The organism is Wolbachia endosymbiont of Ceratosolen solmsi, assembly GCF_017869155.1.
Taxonomy (GTDB): Bacteria; Pseudomonadota; Alphaproteobacteria; order Rickettsiales; family Anaplasmataceae; genus Wolbachia; species Wolbachia pipientis.
The window spans coordinates 167157-183584 of sequence record NZ_CP054598.1 but is presented as its reverse complement, the minus strand read 5'-3'; the positions used below and the strand labels follow the sequence as shown (position 1 = coordinate 183584).

Sequence of the window (16428 nt, the reverse complement as noted above, 5' to 3'; positions counted from 1 at the left end):
TACAGACCGTATGATTGATAAATAAAATGATTTATAGAATTTGTGGAGGCTACCAATGGTCAACGACAAGATTACTTTGAACTTTGAAATAGAAAAAGGCGAACCTATAGATCGATACTACTTTTCTGCACATATAAAGCTTACAGATGAAAGCAAAAATCTTTTGCGGGAGAAGCTTGGCAGTACAATTCAATTCGATAATCTAGATGATCACTTCAATCTTAACCATGAGAATTTTTATATCTACTACAACAAATATAGTGAGCACAATGGTAGAAGTGAGCTACACGTTAGGGATGATAACGGTAAATATTTAACCTCCAATCTTCCACTTAATTACTATGGATTCTCAATGGAACTATCACCTGACGGAGCGTCAATTGCAGATTATGGTTTTTATCCTCTGTATGCAATCTATAACCCAAATCACTATAATAAAGCAAAGGAAAAAGTATTTGATGATCACGGTGAATTGTCACCAATTGCATCAAATGTGTTAGATAATTTTTTAAGCAACACAAATAGCTTAACCACACAAGATATATTACAAAATGTATTCTCACAACTGCAGAAGAAAGCTGATGAAGAAGCAGAAAGATTGGCAAGAGAAAGAGAAGCAGAAAGACAAAGGGAGGAAGAGTTAAATGAAAAGAACGAGGAGTTAAAAGAACTTGTAGAAAAGGATGAGATTAAAATATTCAAAGTGGTAAAAGGTAATGATTTAGGTAATGGGCATTCAGCAGTAGTTTTACAACTTGATGGGGAAGAAGGTGACAAGATACCTCTCGACTCTAGTAAATACTACATAGCAGAGTATAGACACCACCCAGAATGGGAAGGCGATGAATATTTAAATTTTGTTAGCCCTGATAGTGATATGCTGGTTTATTATGAAAACTTATTTTTTGTGCTCAATCAAAGCTCCTACTCAGACTTTGAAAGTGGGTTTTATTCAGAAAACAGAACCGATCCCCATAATTATGCTAAATATTCAAAGGAACCATATTTGAGTGGTGACCAGCTATCTGAAAAATTATCTAATGAATTGGAGGAAGATAGCAATCAGATAGGTACTGAATTTACAATTGATGATGAGCAAGTAGACGAAGAAGTTGTGGTAGAGAGTGAAGCCAAGTCTGGGGAGAAAGGAACGGTTGGTGAGGATAACGCAAAAAATACTATACAGGAAGAAGAATCTAACTATATAGATCAAATGCAAGCGGATGATAGCAGCAGTTATAAACCAGCTTTGCAAAGCAATCGTGATGATTATGCTGATACGAAAAAAGCTCTGCAGGAAAAATTGCATGGAGATGAAATACACAAGCAAAGTAATGAGAAAGCTCAAAAAGATATAGAAGTAAAAAAAGTAACTGTGGAAACTGACAGTAGCAGTAATAAGACTGAAAAACAAACAAAACCAACAGAAGATGAACAAGAAACTGTTATGGCAAGTGTGATAGAAAATATGGATAAAAATTCTGATATTGAAGCAGAAACTTCTAACAGTGTTGCAAATTCACAACATCCCTTAAAAATAAAGACAGGAAGTCCTCTTGAAGTGGGAAAGTATAAGGTGGAGCTGCAAGTGACATATGATGATGTAAAGAATTTTTATGATACCGTACGTGGTAAATATCATGCTGGCGATGGATATAACTACGAACAAGTAATGGTTTTATATAATGAAATTGTTAGGCCCGCTCACAATCATCATTACGAGCTGTTTACTCTTGATGAAGCACATGTTGCTAATGATCACCTGTTTATCAAGGGTCAGGATTTTGGAACTCTAAATGATTTTAATGAGATGTTCTATAAAAGTGATGAGTTAATGTGATGTAAAAAGCAAGATTCAATCTGGTGAACGAGAGTTAACTGACAGAGGAGATTGACACGTATGCCTTTATCTTTAAGATTGTTTATCAAGTATAGACATCAGCTCGCCCCATTCTCTTTTACCAATATTACTTTCTTCTCTAGTAACGTTTTCCCCTTTAATTAATTTGCGAATTATTTCTAGACCAGTTCTTGAAATACAGGCTGATTCTAGGCAATATTCAACAAAGGCATTGTAGGCCAGTGGAACCCATTTTTTTATTATATCCAGCATAACTTCTGCATAAACTCTGATTTCATATTGGGCATGCTTATCAGCTCTAAGCTTCAAAAAATGAAGGAGATTATGCAGATCTATTTTCCAATAAAATTGCGTGTAGTAATTAAGCATTAGGTTAGTTCTGGCAATTTCTCTTGCAAGCCCCTGCTCAATAAATTTTTCATAATGAGAATATACTAAATTAGAGTCATTTGTTAGAGAATCTATTATTTCCTTTGAGGTATCTGGATCAAAAGCTTCCCCGCTACCTTGTTTATTATTGTCAGATTGTTTTGCAACTTGTTCTGGTTTAGGTGTATAAAATTCATTATCAAGTATTGAATACCTTGCTGAATATTCATTCACATTTGCAGTTCTATGCCTTATCCATTGCCTTGCAACAAAAATTGGAAGTTTCACGTGAAACTTAATTTCACACATTTCAAATGGAGTTGTATGATGATGTCTCATTAAATACTTTATAAGTGCTTCATCCTGACTTATCTGTTTTGTTCCCTTGCCATAAGAAACACGAGCAGCTTGAACTATAGCGCTATCAGAGCCCATATAATCCACTACTCGAATAAATCCATGGTCTAATACCTTATGTTCTTCATATAAGATTGCATCTATTTCTTTTACTATAGTTCGTTTGGTTGCTTCATTCATAAAATATCCTCAAGACGAAATGGAGATATCAGCTCTACATGAATTGAGTTTTTCATGCATTGCCTCATATCCTCTCCATAAATGATGTGAATTGTTTATTATAGTTTCTCCACCGGCTACCAAAGAAGCAAGCACCAAAGCTGCTGTTGATCTTAAGTCAGTAGCATATAGATTAGCTCCAGATAAGCTTTTTATTCCACTTATAGTAGCTTTGCTTTTCTCGATGCTGATATTAGCACCTAACTTTCTCAATTCATCTGCATGTGTAAATCTGTTTTCAAAAATGTTCTCTTCAATTACTGATATCCCATCAGCGATGCACATTGCAGACATCAGTTGTGGTTGCATATCACTGGGAAAATTGGGATATGGATCTGTCGCAACGTTAGCAGACTTAATAGAGCCATTTTTTCTGGAAATAACAATGCCTCCATCATACAGTTCAACCATAGCTCCTATAGTCTCCAACTCATTTGTAATACACCTTATATCAGATAGATTTATTCCTTCCAACTCCAACTTACCACCGGTTATTATAGCAGCTAGTGCATAGGTGCCTGCTTCTATGCGATCTGGTATTATTTTATGAACACATCCATTTAGTGCTTCAACTCCTGTTATTATGACCTTTGTATTATCAATTTCAATATCAGCACCCATTTTCTTCAGAAAATCTATTAAATCAAGAACTTCCGGCTCAGTTGCAGCATTGTTTATTGTTGTCACTCCTTCTGCAAATGTTGCTGCCATTATTACATTTTCTGTTGCGCCAACACTTATTTTCTCAAATGTGATTTCTTTTCCTTGTAGCTTTCCTTTCACTGTTGCAATTATATTATAGCCGTCAATTTCAATTTTAGCTCCCATTTCTTCTAATGCTTTAATATGCATATCAACGGGACGCTTTCCAATGTTGCATCCACCAGGAAATGCTGTTCTCGCTTTGCCAAATCTGCTAAGCATTGGACCCAATATTAGAAAAGAAGTTCTTAGCTTACTTGCGGTTTTATATGGCATCACGTGATTGTTGATATTGCTGCAGTCAATTTTCAAAGTATGGTTCGCTTTATAATTTTTATTGTGCATAAAGTTCACTTCTGCTCCAAGACTTTCAAGCAACTTAGACATTAGATGCACATCAATTAAATCAGGTACATTATGCAAAATTACCGGGGAGCTACTTAATAGACTTGCTGCCATTATTGGTAAAACAGCATTTTTTGAGCCATTAATCTTGATTTTTCCGACCAAAGGTTTGTAGTTATTTCTTATTAATATCTTGTGCATTTAATTAGATATAAAGTATAATTCATTAGTTTATTGAAGTCTTACTAAGTATAATAGATTGACCGTAAAAGGCAAAATTTGCTTTTTCTTCCTCATCATCCCAGTGTCATGCTACCTGCATGACACCTGATGCGAATTGCCCCCGAAATTTTATACTATGAATTACTCAAATGACGCTCTCGAGCTTTATCAAACCAAATAACACCAATTGCAACAATGAAATAACCAGCTGCTCCTAATGTAAGGCGAATTACTGCATCGAAAGTTGACAGAGGAGGAGACGGCATTAGAATGCTCAAAACACTATACACAAGATTATTTGTTGCATGAGCAATAGTTACTGGCCAAATCGAGTTGTCTTTTTCAAACAACCAGGTAAACATTATAGACATTGCACAAATATAAAGGGTATAAGCACAAATAGTCGGGAATGTAAAGCCATCCTTCCACAAAGCTGAGCCAGCAACCACATAAGTTGGTATGTGCCATACTGACCAAATAATACCGACAATAATTGCTCTGATATAAAAATTTGATATTTTGCTTTTAAGATTTTTCAAAAGATAGCCACGCCAACCGATCTCTTCACCAAGAGACATAATGATCCACATCACAAAGGTTGATAATAAAACAAATAACATCACTAATGGACTCAAAACTGCACTCAAATCCTTTACACGGTCTAACGTAAAAGACTCTCGGAAAAATGAAAAACCGCAGTAAATTGACAAAAGACCATTGGAAATTAGCATACTTACCAGAATAAGTATAAACCCTAATAGACAGTTTTTTGGCGAACTAAGTTTAAAAAGATCCCTTACCTTCTGTTTATTATAAATGGTTAGCAAAATTGCAACTGAAGCCGGAACAAATGTTGTTAATAATGTTATGTCTTTGAAAGGTAAGCACCAAGCTATAATGCACGTCAAAAAATATGTAATTACAACAAATAATGTACAATTAATAGTGGTTAAATTCATGCATACGCCCATCAATTCCTTTTCTGCATTATTGATCTTTATTCATAAATTGTCAATAAAATACTTCTTCAGGGATGAATAGAATATTTTTTCTTTTTGAATTGCTATTGATAGTTTAATTTTTATATGTATTCCATTTCACAACCGTTTGTCATCCCAGTGTCACGTGCTGGGATGACAGTAGGAGAGCTGCTTGCATGACAAGAGGAGGGTACTGGAATGACAAGAGGAAGACACTGGGGTGACATCAACTAAACTTGTCCAAATATGAGCGATGCATTAGTGCCACCAAAACCAAACGAATTAGAAAGTGCATATTGAATTTTATGCTCCTGAGCTTTAAACGGTACAAAATTTAAATCACATCCTTCTGAAGGCTTGTGTAAATTTAAGGTTGGTGGAATAATCCCATTATTTAATGCAAGAATACTGAATATTGCCTCAACGCTTCCTGCAGCACCAAGCAAGTGCCCTGTAGAGGATTTAGTTGAAGAAACGGGTATTTTATAAGCGTAATCGCCGAACAACTTTTTCATTGCTATCACTTCGATTTTATCTCCAAGTGGTGTTGAAGTTCCATGTGCATTGATATACCCTACTTGATTGGGATTAATTTGTGCACTATGAAGAGCAAGTTGCATTGCTTTAAATGCGCCTCTTCCTTCTGGATGCGGTGCAGTGATGTGGTGTGCGTCTCCTGTGAGTCCATATCCATTCAGTTCAGCATATATTTTTGCTCCCCTTTTTTTTGCATGTTCGTATTCTTCCAACACCAATATACCTGCTCCTTCACCCATAACAAAACCATCGCGTTCTGCATCCCATGGTCTGGAAGCTTCTTTGGGTTTATCATTGAATTTAGTTGATAACGCTTTCATAGATGCAAAACCTGCAATTCCAACTCTACACAGTGCACTTTCTGCTCCACCTGCAATCATCACATCCGCTTCACCAAGTTTTATAGTTCTTGCTGAGTTTATGATTGCATGCGCACCTGTTGCACATGCGGTTACTGCTGAATCGTTTGGACCTGTAAATTCGTATTTAATAGAAATATGGCCAGATATCAAATTTATTAGACTTGCAGGGACAAAAAATGGACTGACACGTCTGGGCCCTTTTTCCTGCATGGTAATAACATTTTCCTGAATTGACGGAAGACCACCTATACCAGAGCCAATAGTCACACCAACACGTTCCCGATTGATATTTTGGCTTTCCAAAATTAATGAATCATCTACTGCCTGAATAGCTGCTGCAATACCGTAATGGATAAAACGATCTGTCCTTTTTGAGTCTTTCTCAGAAATATAATCTAGTGGATTGAAATGGTGCTCAATGTTGTCTGATTGCAACGGCACCTGCCCTGCAATTTTGCAAGCAAGATCAGAAGAGTCAAATCTATCCGTATTGATTGCTTTTATGCCGGATTCACCTTTTATTAGCCTTAACCAAGTGTTGTCAACATCTGCTGCTAGTGGAGTGATTAAACCAACACCAGTGACTACTACTCTTCTGCTCATTTAACACTAACTATTAGCCTTTTTTATTATTAATGTACTCAACTATTTGCTCCATAGTTTCCATTTTTTGTGCGTCTTCATCTGGAATTTCTATCCCGAACTCTTCTTCTGCCGCCATGATGATTTCAACTGCATCTAAACTGTCCGTACCATGCTCCGAAAGCTTTGAAGAGCTGTTGAATTTCTCTACATCCTTACTAATGTGCTCTAGTATAATCTTTTTCACTTTTTCTTCTATGTCTTCTCTAGTGCTCTTTGCTAGTTCGCTATTCACATTTCTTACCAAAAAAATAACCTATTCTTTGATGTTATAAAAAATTTTTATGTTTGCAATATCTTTTATAACTGGTAAACTACAGCAAAGTTTTCTACTGCCCTAGCTGGCTAGCGTTACGTGCTAAACAATTAACAATTCAAAAATGCTAGACGAAACAACAAAAAATTTGCTTATTGTAGAAGTAAACAAACTCTTACCCGAAAATAGCGAGAATAAGCTTATATCAGCTATGCGTTATATACTCCTTGCTCCTGCAAAACATATACGCTCCTTTTTAGTCATAGCTTCATCGCAAGTGTTTAACGCGGAAGCTAAAAAAGTAATATCAGTTGCTGCAGCAATTGAATTTGTTCATGCTTACTCTCTAATTCACGATGATTTACCGTGCATGGACAACAGTGATACTCGCAGAAGCCAGCTAAGCTGCCATAAAAAATTTGATGAAGCAACAGCAGTGCTTGCCGGAGATGCACTACTTACTCTGGCTTTTGAGGTATTATCTTCGTTAAATGAGAAACGCTGTGAGATCATAAAAGTGCTCTCTCAAGCAATAGGAATTAGGGGAATGGTGGGAGGACAGGCTTTAGATATTGACACAGATTTTAACAAAATAAAAGAAATTCATTTGATGAAAACCGCAAAACTATTTGCAGCTTCATGTGAAATAGGTGCTATAATAGGGGGTGCTACAGATGAACAACGGAGAGCGTTATATAACTACGGGATAAACCTAGGGCTTATCTTTCAAGCTAAGGATGATATTGAAGACTACGAACAAGATAAAACAAATAACCTAATGTCTGTGCTTGGTAAAAGTGAAGTAGAGGACTATATAGACGGCCTCTTTAAACAAGGCTTGGATAATTTGAGTGCGCTTTCAGGGGATACTAATTATTTATATGATTTATTGAATCAAGTAAAGAAAGATGGTTAGAAAAATTATATTACAAATGCTTATTTCCGTAGTAATGATTCTCACTTTAACTTCTGCTTTTGTGTTTACTATTGTCTATATAAACAAAGGTAAACCGGAAAAAAAGGACAAGCTTTATGAGATAAATGCCACGCATGGTGGTTTGATACAGACGATAGCATATTACCTAGTGAAGCCAATACTTGAATCAGCACTTGACCGCTATATTGAAAAGCATGGGCTAACAGAATATTTAGAAGAAATGACGCAGCAAAAAGAAGAGGATTCGATAAATTTTTATGAAATTACTGAAGGCAGTGGCAGCAAGGCTTTTTGTGGCCTGGAAGTCCTATTGCAAATATATAAAATTTCTAATAATAACTCAGCAACACTCCCTAGCAAAGTTTCTGATGTTACTTTGAAAATAGGTCAAGATGACCTAAAAGAAGTGAGTTTAGGGGCAATAGGTATGAAAGAAGGCGGAGAGCGTGTAGTTACTATTGCCAATGAGAACAAAATGAATTTTAATTCTTATTACGTCAAACTGATCGAAGTAAAGGATAAATATCCCGACTCAGTAAATAATCTGATGGTTTTTAATGACTTAATTAACAAGACTGGAAAACAAGTAAGGTGCGGTGATGAGATATCGGTTAAATATAGCGTAAAGGAGCATAATGGGGAATATATAGTCAAAGATCAAACAGTGCAATTTAGGGTTGGCGATAAAAAAATACCACTTGCTATAGAGCTTGGAGTTGTGGGAATGAGAGCTGGTAATAAAAGAACTATTCTTTCTCCGCCTGACCTTTTGACTATTACTGACGATATGTTAATAAAAGACATAGATTATGATGAAAAAAATATCTCAATAATTGACTTAAGCTTAGATGTTAAGCAAGAGGTCGCAGCACACCATTCTACTGTTGAAAAACAGCCTAAAGAATATAGCTGAAATTTTAGGTCTACTGGCTAATCTTCTGAACACTCTCTATACTACTTAAAGTAGGCTTTTCGTTTTTCCTAAAGTATAAACTTAGATAAATCAAGCTGCTTCGAAATTGACTCAAGTTTATCTTTTACATACTTGCTGTCTATAATGAATTTTTCGCTATTTTTCTCAGAAGCAATGAAACTTATTTCATCTAAAAGCTTCTCCATGACAGTGTGAAGCCTTCTTGCGCCTATATTTTCCACTTGCCTATTAACTGTAAACGCTATTTCAGCTATGGTTTTTATACCATCATCAGTGAACTCAAGTGTCACATTTTCTGTTTTCATTAAAGCTATGTACTGCTTTAACAAACTAGATTCTGGTTCCTTTAATATTCTTATTAAATCCTCTTGAGTAAGTGCCTTAAGTTCTACCCTGATCGGTAATCTGCCCTGCAATTCCGGTAAGAGGTCAGATGGCTTAGACTGATGAAAAGCACCAGATGCAATAAATAATATATAGTCTGTTTTTACATGGCCATACTTAGTTGTAACAGTTGTTCCTTCAAGTAATGGTAACAGATCGCGTTGCACTCCTTCTCTGTTTACTTCACCTTTTACTTCTGTACGCGCTGCAATTTTGTCTATTTCATCCAAAAATACTATACCGTCATTACTAACAAGATCAATGGCTTCTTTGATTATCTTATCTTCATCCATTAGCCTTTCACTTTCTTCATTAATTAATATTTCACGCGCTTCTTTTACCTTCACCGTAATAGTTTTTGTTTTTTTGCTCCCGTTAAACATCTTGCCCATTATTTCTGTTACATTCATCACACCAACTTGCCCACCTGGCATGCCTGGTATATCGAAAGTAGGTAACATACTCTTGCTCTCTCTGACGTTAATAGAAACTTCTCCGTCCTCAAACTCTTTATTCCTCAACCTTTCTCTAAAAATTTTTTTACTCTCTTCGGTTGCATTTTCGCCTACCATAGAGTTTACTATTGTTTTCTCAGCTAAAATTAAAGCCTTTTTAGCTAAGGCTTTACGGGCTTTCTCTTTAACTAAAACTATTGCTGCATCAACTAAATCGCGTATTATCGAATCAACGTCACGTCCAACGTACCCTATTTCAGTAAACTTCGTTGCCTCAATTTTTATGAACGGTGCACCGGCAAGTTTTGCTAAGCGACGAGCTATTTCAGTTTTACCAACCCCTGTATGACCGATCATCAATATATTCTTAGGTATGATTTCATCACGCAATGGAAATGGAACCTGATTGCGACGCCAACGATTTCTGAGCGCAATAGCAACAGCACGCTTTGCATCATCCTGTCCGATTATGAATCTGTCCAATTCTTTAACTATCTTCTGTGGTGGTAGGTCATCTAACAAAACTTGAGTGCTGTCATTTGAATCAAAACCACTCTTAGTATCTTTATAGAGGTTATCTTTTTCATCGTAGGTGTCACTACTACAAGACCGCCCTTCTGAAAGGGTTATGGGCTGATTGGAAAAATTGGTGCATAAAGTTTTTTGCTTGGAAGACATATCACTCCTCTATCTTTTCAATAACTACATTATGATTTGTATAAACACATATATCGCCAGCTATCTTCATAGCCTTTTTCGCAATTTCCTCTATTGATATTCCTTTAATGTCAATTAAAGCTCTTGCTGCAGATAGAGCAAAATTTCCCCCAGAGCCAATAGCTGCGACTCCATCTTCAGGTTCAAGAACATCACCTGTTCCCGTAATTACTAATGAAATAGATTTATCTGCAACGATCATCATAGCTTCTAATTTCCTCAGATATTTATCCATTCTCCAGTCTTTTGCAAGTTCAACACATGCTCTCATTAATTGCCCTGGGTGCTTGTCAAGTTTAGATTCTAATCTTTCAAAAAGAGTAAATGCGTCGGCTGTTGCCCCGGCAAATCCAGCAATTACGGAATCACCAGAAAGACGCCTAACTTTTTTTGCTCCAGATTTTATAACAGTGTGGCCCAGTGAAACTTGTCCGTCACCTATTACTACTACACTTTTATCTTTTCTAATTGATAATATAGTAGTGCCATACATTTTATTGTTATCGTGTTGAATCATTTTTCTATCACTTTAAATAAGAATCTCATTATACTTTAATCTTTAGTCAAATTTACTAAATATGTTCAACTATAGCTTATAATATAATACCTTCCTTATAACATTTAAAGTGCAGATGCAAAACATAATTCACCCAGATTTGGAAAAAAGTATAAATAATTGGTTCGAAGCAAAATTTAATGGCCTTACATCGCCATTTTATAGCTCTATAGATCTTAGAAACTCTGGCTATAAAATCGTTCCAGTAGACGCTAATTTATTTCCTGCGGGGTTCAATAACTTAAGTGAAGAATCAAGAACGATGGCAGCAAGATTGATAAAAAGCTATTTTAAAAGACATCAATACAAAAAGGTTCTTATAATACCGGAAAATTATACACGCAATAAAATGTATATAGAAAACGTATTTGTTATAGAGAAAATACTACAACTCGCAGGTTTTGAGACTAGAATTGGCCTTTTATATAATGAAGTATACAATTTAATAGAACAGTATGAAACTGTTGTGAAAGAAAACTCTCTGCTAAAGACAACCTCAGGATTTGTGCCTGATGTTATTATACTGAACCGTGATATGACGAGCCACATTCCAGACACGCTGAAAGACGTAAAGCAAGATATAGTACCAAGCCCACTATACGGTTGGCATAGCAGGCAGAAATTTAAGTATTTTGAAATCTATCAAGAATTAGCATCTGAGTTTTGTGGCGAATTTAAAATAGACCCATGGCTAATTTCTGTGCTTACAGAGAGCTGTGATGGAGTTGATTTTGATGATGATTTGTCACTAGGAGCAGTAGCAACTAAAGTTGACCAAATATTATCTCTAGTGCAAAAAAAATATGAGGAATATGAAATAAAAACACAACCTTACGTTTTTATCAAAGCAAGCAATGGCACATATGGGATGGGCATTATAACAGCAACAAGTGGAGAGGAAATATTAAACCTCAATAAAAAAAAGCGTCATAAAATGAAAAAGATAAAAGAAGGAATAGCAATCAATAGCGTTATTATACAAGAAGGTGTACCAACCATTGACATGTTTAAAAGCAGTTCTGCAGAACCGCTAATATACTATATAGGAGATACTCCAACATGTTACTTATACCGATGTAATAGCAGAAAAGATGTATATTCTAGCTTGAATGCCACTGACTGTGAGTTTCATGATGTTAGCCAGGTTGTAGAAGGTAAAATTCTATCACTTTGGAGTATTGTTAGCAAATTAGCAGTACTAGCGTTGGCAGTAGAAATAAAATCTTTTCATCCCTAATTCTTATACCTCTACAGTGCTGTCATTAGAATGACCGTTTATATTATGAACATCATCAAGTTCAGTGGAAGGATCATCATTGACAGGTTGTTGAAACAATTTGTCAAGCTGAACTGCAAGAAATACTGCACTATATATTATGCTGACTGTTACGCTTAAGTTGAAATTATAGATTATACCATTACCTAAGTTTATTGGTATAGTTGGAGTCTCTATCCTTCTTAATATGAAGTTTAATAAACCTAACGACAAAGTTAATGTGCTAATAATAAGGTCCTTCTTACACTCAGCAGACTTTTCAGGATCCTTATTATCCAGATATTCCTTGCATGTATAATAATAGCTTATAGGTTCTGAAATGAACAAAAATAGGATCGTTGAGATTAAGTTAATATAACTTATTATGTCTGTATTGCTTCCAGTGCAAAAATGGATGATTTTCAACATCATTAGCGCTTCTATGGTGCTGCTTGCAAGATTAGCCGATTTACCCACAATTTTTGCCAGCTCTTTTTTACTCTCAGGGTTTCTGTAATCCTTAATTAGATCCTGTAGAGTAAATGCAGAATGGGCAATGTATAGAATAGATGTCGGAAACTTTACTAGTCGAGCAACATTCCGTATAAGAAAGATATTGGATCTATTATTGTCAATGAACTCGCAGCAAAATTGCAGTGAAATCTTACACAATAGGGCTGTTAAACCTGTTGTGATGCAGATTACCTTCCTGAAATCATGATCATAAATATCATGCACCCTTTGTGCGAGTATGTTAGATTTCTTTTTTAGCTTGTTTGGCATGAAATAGTTAATAACTTCCTGTTATTCTATCACATAAAATCCTAAAAGAAAAGCCCTATGAATCAGGACTTTAAGGGAGATTTATGCACAAATCGGCTAAGCATTTTATAAACAAGGGATCGGTACTGAGAGTTGGCACACGAAAGTAATATCCATCCTTGATAATTGCTTTATATTCTATATCAAGTTCAACTAGAGTTTCTGAATGCTCAGAAACAAAAGATATAGGTGATAGAACTACAGGTACACCATCAGCTTTTGCGCGTAATAGCTCACTTTCAGTGCTTGGCTCTAGCCATTTTACAGGACCAATCTTACTCTGATAACATATTGACCAATCTAAGTTATTGATAGCTAACTTTTCTACTATTAACTCTACGCTTCTTTCTACCTGTGAAGCGTAAGGGTCGCCCTTTTTAATGATACTAAGAGGTAAGCTATGGGCTGAAAATAGGACTCTTGGTTTACCGATTTTTCTAGCCAATTTATAGTACTTAGCTATCAGATTAGTGTGAGCTTCAATAAAATCTTGGTTATCATAATAACGGTGAATCATTTTTGTATTGCATTTTAGGCCATACCGTTTAGCATTTTTTTGCCAATTCTCGATGGATGACAGAGTTGTGGTAGTTGAATATTGTGGATACAGTGGCAGCAGAATTACTTCGTCAGGATCAAACTGTTTTACACTTTCAATAACTTCGTCAGCAAATGGACGCCAATAGCGCATGCAGATGAATACCTTGTGTACATGGTTTCTATTTTCGTTTAATTTTAGTTCTGAAGCATTAGCTTGCATTTTTGTATTCTCTAGAATTGGCGATTTACCTCCAATTTCCTCGTATATTTTTCGTGCAGTATTTTCTCGTTTCGCAGATATAAACTTTGCTAAAAGAAACCGAAAGGGATTCGGTAGATTGATTATTCTCCTGTCATAAAAAAGGTTGAATAAAAAAGGACGGACCGCATTTAGTGAATCAGGCCCGCCAAGATTAAATAAGATAACTGCCTTTTTCACCTACGCACTACTACAACAAGTTACTTCTGGGGTGCCTATAAAATTAGCTACACACTCATCAAATTTAGTTATAGGCACTAAATTTCTTACACTGGCATACAATAAGTGGCCTGATCTCTTCAGGTTACTCTTGGTAGATGTGAAGTTCCAATCGAAAAATGTATCGACAAAAAGACTTGGTACCGTTTCAAGAAGTTCAACAGCAGCTAAAGATAGCATTATACAACTTTGCAGGACATTCAGAAGAACCTTGAGGGGAAAAAGTAAAACTTTAACGAAAAGAGAGGTGCTACTTGTTTCATCCAGTAGTCGCCCTGAGTTAGGCGAATTATACTCGGTGTGTTTTCTATTTTGATCAAAGATAGGAAATTTTATAGTATCTTTCTTAAATTCCGCGTCTATTTCTTTTCTACTATGGTTAGTGATTTTTTCCATTAACTTCTCACGCAGATGAAAAGTTCTGACAATAAAACATGTGGCAATCATTAAGGAAGCACATAAAAGTGCGCATTGCATGAGGCTCATACTGCCTAGCATAGCTGGCAGTGCAAAACAAACAAATGGCACTATGATAGCCATTTCAAGAAATGGAATAGTGTTTCTTTTCATTGCAAAAGCAGCACCTTTTTTTAATTCTGTATTATGATGTAAGCTATATTCCAAAAAGCTTAAAAAGGCCAAATTAAAAGTTAAAAATCCTTTTGTTCCACAAAAAAGTGATGACTTAAAGTTACTTACTAATTTTTTAGTAGTAGATTTAGCTTGTTTTTTAGTGGTAGGCTCAGCTTGTTTAGTAGTGTTATTTTTACAACATTCACCCATACAATACCTCCTTGATGGTTTATTCTTAACTATAAATAAAAAACTACTTTTATCAAATCAAAATTTGCAATAAAATGAATCCATAAATATACAATCTTATATAAGGGAATAATATGGCAATTGAGAAGACACTTTCGATATTAAAACCTGATGCAGTAAAAAATAATATTACAGGCAATATAAATTCCTACATCGAACAATCTGGGCTGAAAATCACAGCACAAAAAATGATGTTACTAACAAAAAAACAAGCAGAGCTGTTTTATGAAATTCATAAAGATAGGCCTTTTTTTGGGGAATTAGTAGAGTTTATGACCTCTGGTTCTGTGGTAGTTCAAGTTTTAGTTGGTGAAAATGCAGTAAGTAAATACAGACAAATCATGGGAGCTACCGATCCAAAGCAGGCAGATAAAGGCACAATCAGGGGTGATTTTGCTGATGATATTAGTGAAAATAGAGTTCACGGCTCAGATAGTCTAGAAAATGCTCGTAAGGAGATAGCTTTCTTTTTTGCTGAATGTGAGTTGGTGTAGTCAACTCAGATTGGCGTCATCCAAGTAGCTGACAACNGATTCTTTGTCTTTTTTCCTGCTTAGTAAATTTCTTAAACATTTGCAGCGTAAGTTAGTTGCAATTAAAAGCAGCTAAATCTTGCTTGTCAAGCGTTTAAAACATAAAAAACGCCAATATTTTAAAGCGGATAATAACCCCAGGGCTTCTTTTGCCTTTTTTTTCGTTTGGTAAATTTCTTAATGTTTATGGCTAAACGACAACCGTCATCCCGCTGCTTGTTAGCGGGATCTAGAGATACCGCGAATGAATCGCGGTATGACGTAGATTGCTGTCATTCCAGTGCTCCTTTTTTTGTCATCCCAGTGTCTGGGCACTGGGATGACAAAGGAGAGCTACTCGGATGATACCTTTTTCTACTTAGTTTGGGTTATGCAAGAAGTCTATTATAATCAGGCTTTAAGTGTGCGGAAGTAATTTTTTGCGTTAGAGTAAAAAATTTTTTCTATAGCTAATCAAAGTGGATCAAGAGAAACTTACCACTTTCTTTACAAAGGGTTTGATGTTACCATTTGACTGCCTATTCTGAATTTATTGAATGAACGTTAACATAAAGAATCTAGTTCATGCTTTCTCTAAATTGCCAAGTTTAGGGCCATCATCATCACGCAGGTTAGTTATACATTTACTCCAAAACAAAGAAAAAGTTATGCTACCTCTTGCATCTTTGATTAAAGAGCTAGCAGATCTTATAATAGAGTGTGAAGTTTGCGGAAATCTAGATACTAAATCACCTTGTTCTATTTGTACTAACCCAAAACGTGACACTAAGTTACTGTGTGTAGTAGAAGAATTGGGTGATTTATGGGCGTTTGAAAAAGGAAATATATATTCAGGTTTATACCATGTTTTGGGGGGCAGATTGTCTGCGATAAATGGCATAGGTCCAAAAGAACTCAACCTTGATACTATTCTGAAAAGAGTGACAGAGTCTAAAATTGAAGAGATAATTATCGCAATTAATCCGACATTAGAGGGTCAAGTTACTGCACAATATATAATTGAATTGCTAAAAAATTTGGATGTGAAAATATCACGTCTTGCTTGCGGCATACCAATGGGCGGAGAAATTGACTATCTTGATGAAGGAACGCTGAGGATAGCACTTACTTCAAGACAAGAATATGAGTTAAATATAAAATAAG

19 protein-coding genes are annotated in these 16428 nt (G+C 35.6%); 8 read left to right on the top strand and 11 right to left on the bottom strand.

What is annotated here, in order from left to right:
• Positions 1-55: 55 nt before the first annotated feature.
• Complete coding sequence (locus HUB95_RS00995) at positions 56-1840, top strand: hypothetical protein (RefSeq protein WP_197907068.1); 1785 nt, start codon at positions 56-58, stop codon at positions 1838-1840.
• Between the two features lie 72 nt (positions 1841-1912).
• On the opposite strand, the gene thyX is transcribed toward HUB95_RS00995, so the two are convergent.
• The 3 genes from thyX to HUB95_RS00980 form a co-directional block, all read right to left on the bottom strand.
• Positions 1913-2767, bottom strand: a complete 855-nt coding sequence (gene thyX, locus HUB95_RS00990; protein WP_015589436.1) for an FAD-dependent thymidylate synthase — start codon at positions 2765-2767, stop codon at positions 1913-1915.
• Between the two features lie 9 nt (positions 2768-2776).
• The gene (gene murA / locus HUB95_RS00985; RefSeq protein WP_209452447.1) at positions 2777-4054 is read right to left on the bottom strand and encodes a UDP-N-acetylglucosamine 1-carboxyvinyltransferase; all 1278 of its coding nucleotides are present in this window, start codon (positions 4052-4054) and stop codon (positions 2777-2779) included.
• A 155-nt stretch (positions 4055-4209) separates the two neighbouring features.
• Positions 4210-4983 (bottom strand): CPBP family intramembrane glutamic endopeptidase, encoded by a 774-nt coding sequence (locus HUB95_RS00980; RefSeq protein ID WP_416635899.1) that lies wholly within the window; start codon positions 4981-4983, stop codon positions 4210-4212.
• Here HUB95_RS00980 and HUB95_RS05955 point away from each other — a divergent pair.
• Positions 4892-5116, top strand: a complete 225-nt coding sequence (locus HUB95_RS05955) for a hypothetical protein (RefSeq protein WP_010082031.1) — start codon at positions 4892-4894, stop codon at positions 5114-5116. The two genes, HUB95_RS00980 and HUB95_RS05955, sit on opposite strands and share 92 nt — an antisense overlap.
• 40 nt (positions 5117-5156) lie before the next feature.
• Here HUB95_RS05955 and HUB95_RS06320 read toward each other — a convergent pair whose 3' ends face one another.
• The 3 genes from HUB95_RS06320 to acpP are packed head-to-tail and all read right to left on the bottom strand — an operon-like array spanning position 5157 to position 6831.
• Positions 5157-5282 (bottom strand): hypothetical protein, encoded by a 126-nt coding sequence (locus tag HUB95_RS06320; RefSeq protein WP_255324783.1) that lies wholly within the window; start codon positions 5280-5282, stop codon positions 5157-5159.
• 3 nt (positions 5283-5285) lie between these two features.
• Entirely contained in the window at positions 5286-6557 is a 1272-nt protein-coding gene (gene fabF, locus HUB95_RS00975) for a beta-ketoacyl-ACP synthase II (RefSeq protein WP_015589434.1), read from the bottom strand.
• Between the two features lie 13 nt (positions 6558-6570).
• Complete coding sequence (gene acpP / locus HUB95_RS00970) at positions 6571-6831, bottom strand: acyl carrier protein (RefSeq protein ID WP_006279836.1); 261 nt, start codon at positions 6829-6831, stop codon at positions 6571-6573.
• A gap of 145 nt (positions 6832-6976) precedes the next feature.
• Between acpP and HUB95_RS00965 the strand changes: the two genes are divergently transcribed.
• Positions 6977-7768, top strand: coding sequence for a polyprenyl synthetase family protein (locus tag HUB95_RS00965; RefSeq protein WP_141456688.1), 792 nt, complete (start codon positions 6977-6979; stop codon positions 7766-7768).
• Positions 7761-8702 carry an FKBP-type peptidyl-prolyl cis-trans isomerase gene (locus tag HUB95_RS00960; RefSeq protein WP_015589432.1) on the top strand — a complete coding sequence of 314 codons (942 nt, stop codon included), beginning with the start codon at positions 7761-7763 and terminating at the stop codon, positions 8700-8702. The genes HUB95_RS00965 and HUB95_RS00960 overlap by 8 nt, the downstream gene beginning before the upstream one ends.
• Before the next feature lie 68 nt (positions 8703-8770).
• Here HUB95_RS00960 and hslU read toward each other — a convergent pair whose 3' ends face one another.
• Entirely contained in the window at positions 8771-10240 is a 1470-nt protein-coding gene (gene hslU, locus HUB95_RS00955; RefSeq protein WP_209452446.1) for an ATP-dependent protease ATPase subunit HslU, read from the bottom strand.
• A 1-nt stretch (position 10241) separates the two neighbouring features.
• Entirely contained in the window at positions 10242-10796 is a 555-nt protein-coding gene (hslV, locus tag HUB95_RS00950; RefSeq protein ID WP_006280198.1) for an ATP-dependent protease subunit HslV, read from the bottom strand.
• Between the two features lie 115 nt (positions 10797-10911).
• Here hslV and gshA point away from each other — a divergent pair, with 115 nt between their 5' ends.
• Positions 10912-12072, top strand: coding sequence for a glutamate--cysteine ligase (gene gshA, locus HUB95_RS00945; RefSeq protein WP_015589431.1), 1161 nt, complete (start codon positions 10912-10914; stop codon positions 12070-12072).
• A gap of 3 nt (positions 12073-12075) precedes the next feature.
• Here the strand turns inward: gshA and HUB95_RS00940 are convergent, their stop codons facing one another.
• The 3 genes from HUB95_RS00940 to HUB95_RS00930 all read right to left on the bottom strand — a co-directional run bounded on the left by HUB95_RS00940 (position 12076) and on the right by HUB95_RS00930 (position 14713).
• Positions 12076-12873 carry a hypothetical protein gene (locus tag HUB95_RS00940; protein WP_209452445.1) on the bottom strand — a complete coding sequence of 266 codons (798 nt, stop codon included), beginning with the start codon at positions 12871-12873 and terminating at the stop codon, positions 12076-12078.
• 70 nt (positions 12874-12943) lie between these two features.
• Positions 12944-13891 carry a ferrochelatase gene (hemH, locus tag HUB95_RS00935; RefSeq protein WP_010082099.1) on the bottom strand — a complete coding sequence of 316 codons (948 nt, stop codon included), beginning with the start codon at positions 13889-13891 and terminating at the stop codon, positions 12944-12946.
• On the bottom strand, positions 13892-14713 hold the full coding sequence (locus HUB95_RS00930; protein WP_015589429.1) for a hypothetical protein: 822 nt from the start codon (positions 14711-14713) through the stop codon (positions 13892-13894).
• Between the two features lie 113 nt (positions 14714-14826).
• Here HUB95_RS00930 and ndk point away from each other — a divergent pair, with 113 nt between their 5' ends.
• The 3 genes from ndk (at position 14827) to recR (ending at position 16427) form a co-directional block, all read left to right on the top strand.
• On the top strand, positions 14827-15246 hold the full coding sequence (gene ndk, locus HUB95_RS00925; protein WP_015589428.1) for a nucleoside-diphosphate kinase: 420 nt from the start codon (positions 14827-14829) through the stop codon (positions 15244-15246).
• A 319-nt stretch (positions 15247-15565) separates the two neighbouring features.
• Positions 15566-15700 (top strand): hypothetical protein, encoded by a 135-nt coding sequence (locus tag HUB95_RS06315; protein WP_256433080.1) that lies wholly within the window; start codon positions 15566-15568, stop codon positions 15698-15700.
• Between the two features lie 121 nt (positions 15701-15821).
• A complete protein-coding gene (gene recR, locus HUB95_RS00920; RefSeq protein WP_010963080.1) occupies positions 15822-16427 on the top strand; it encodes a recombination mediator RecR in 606 nt (201 codons plus the stop codon).
• Position 16428: the final 1 nt, after the last annotated feature.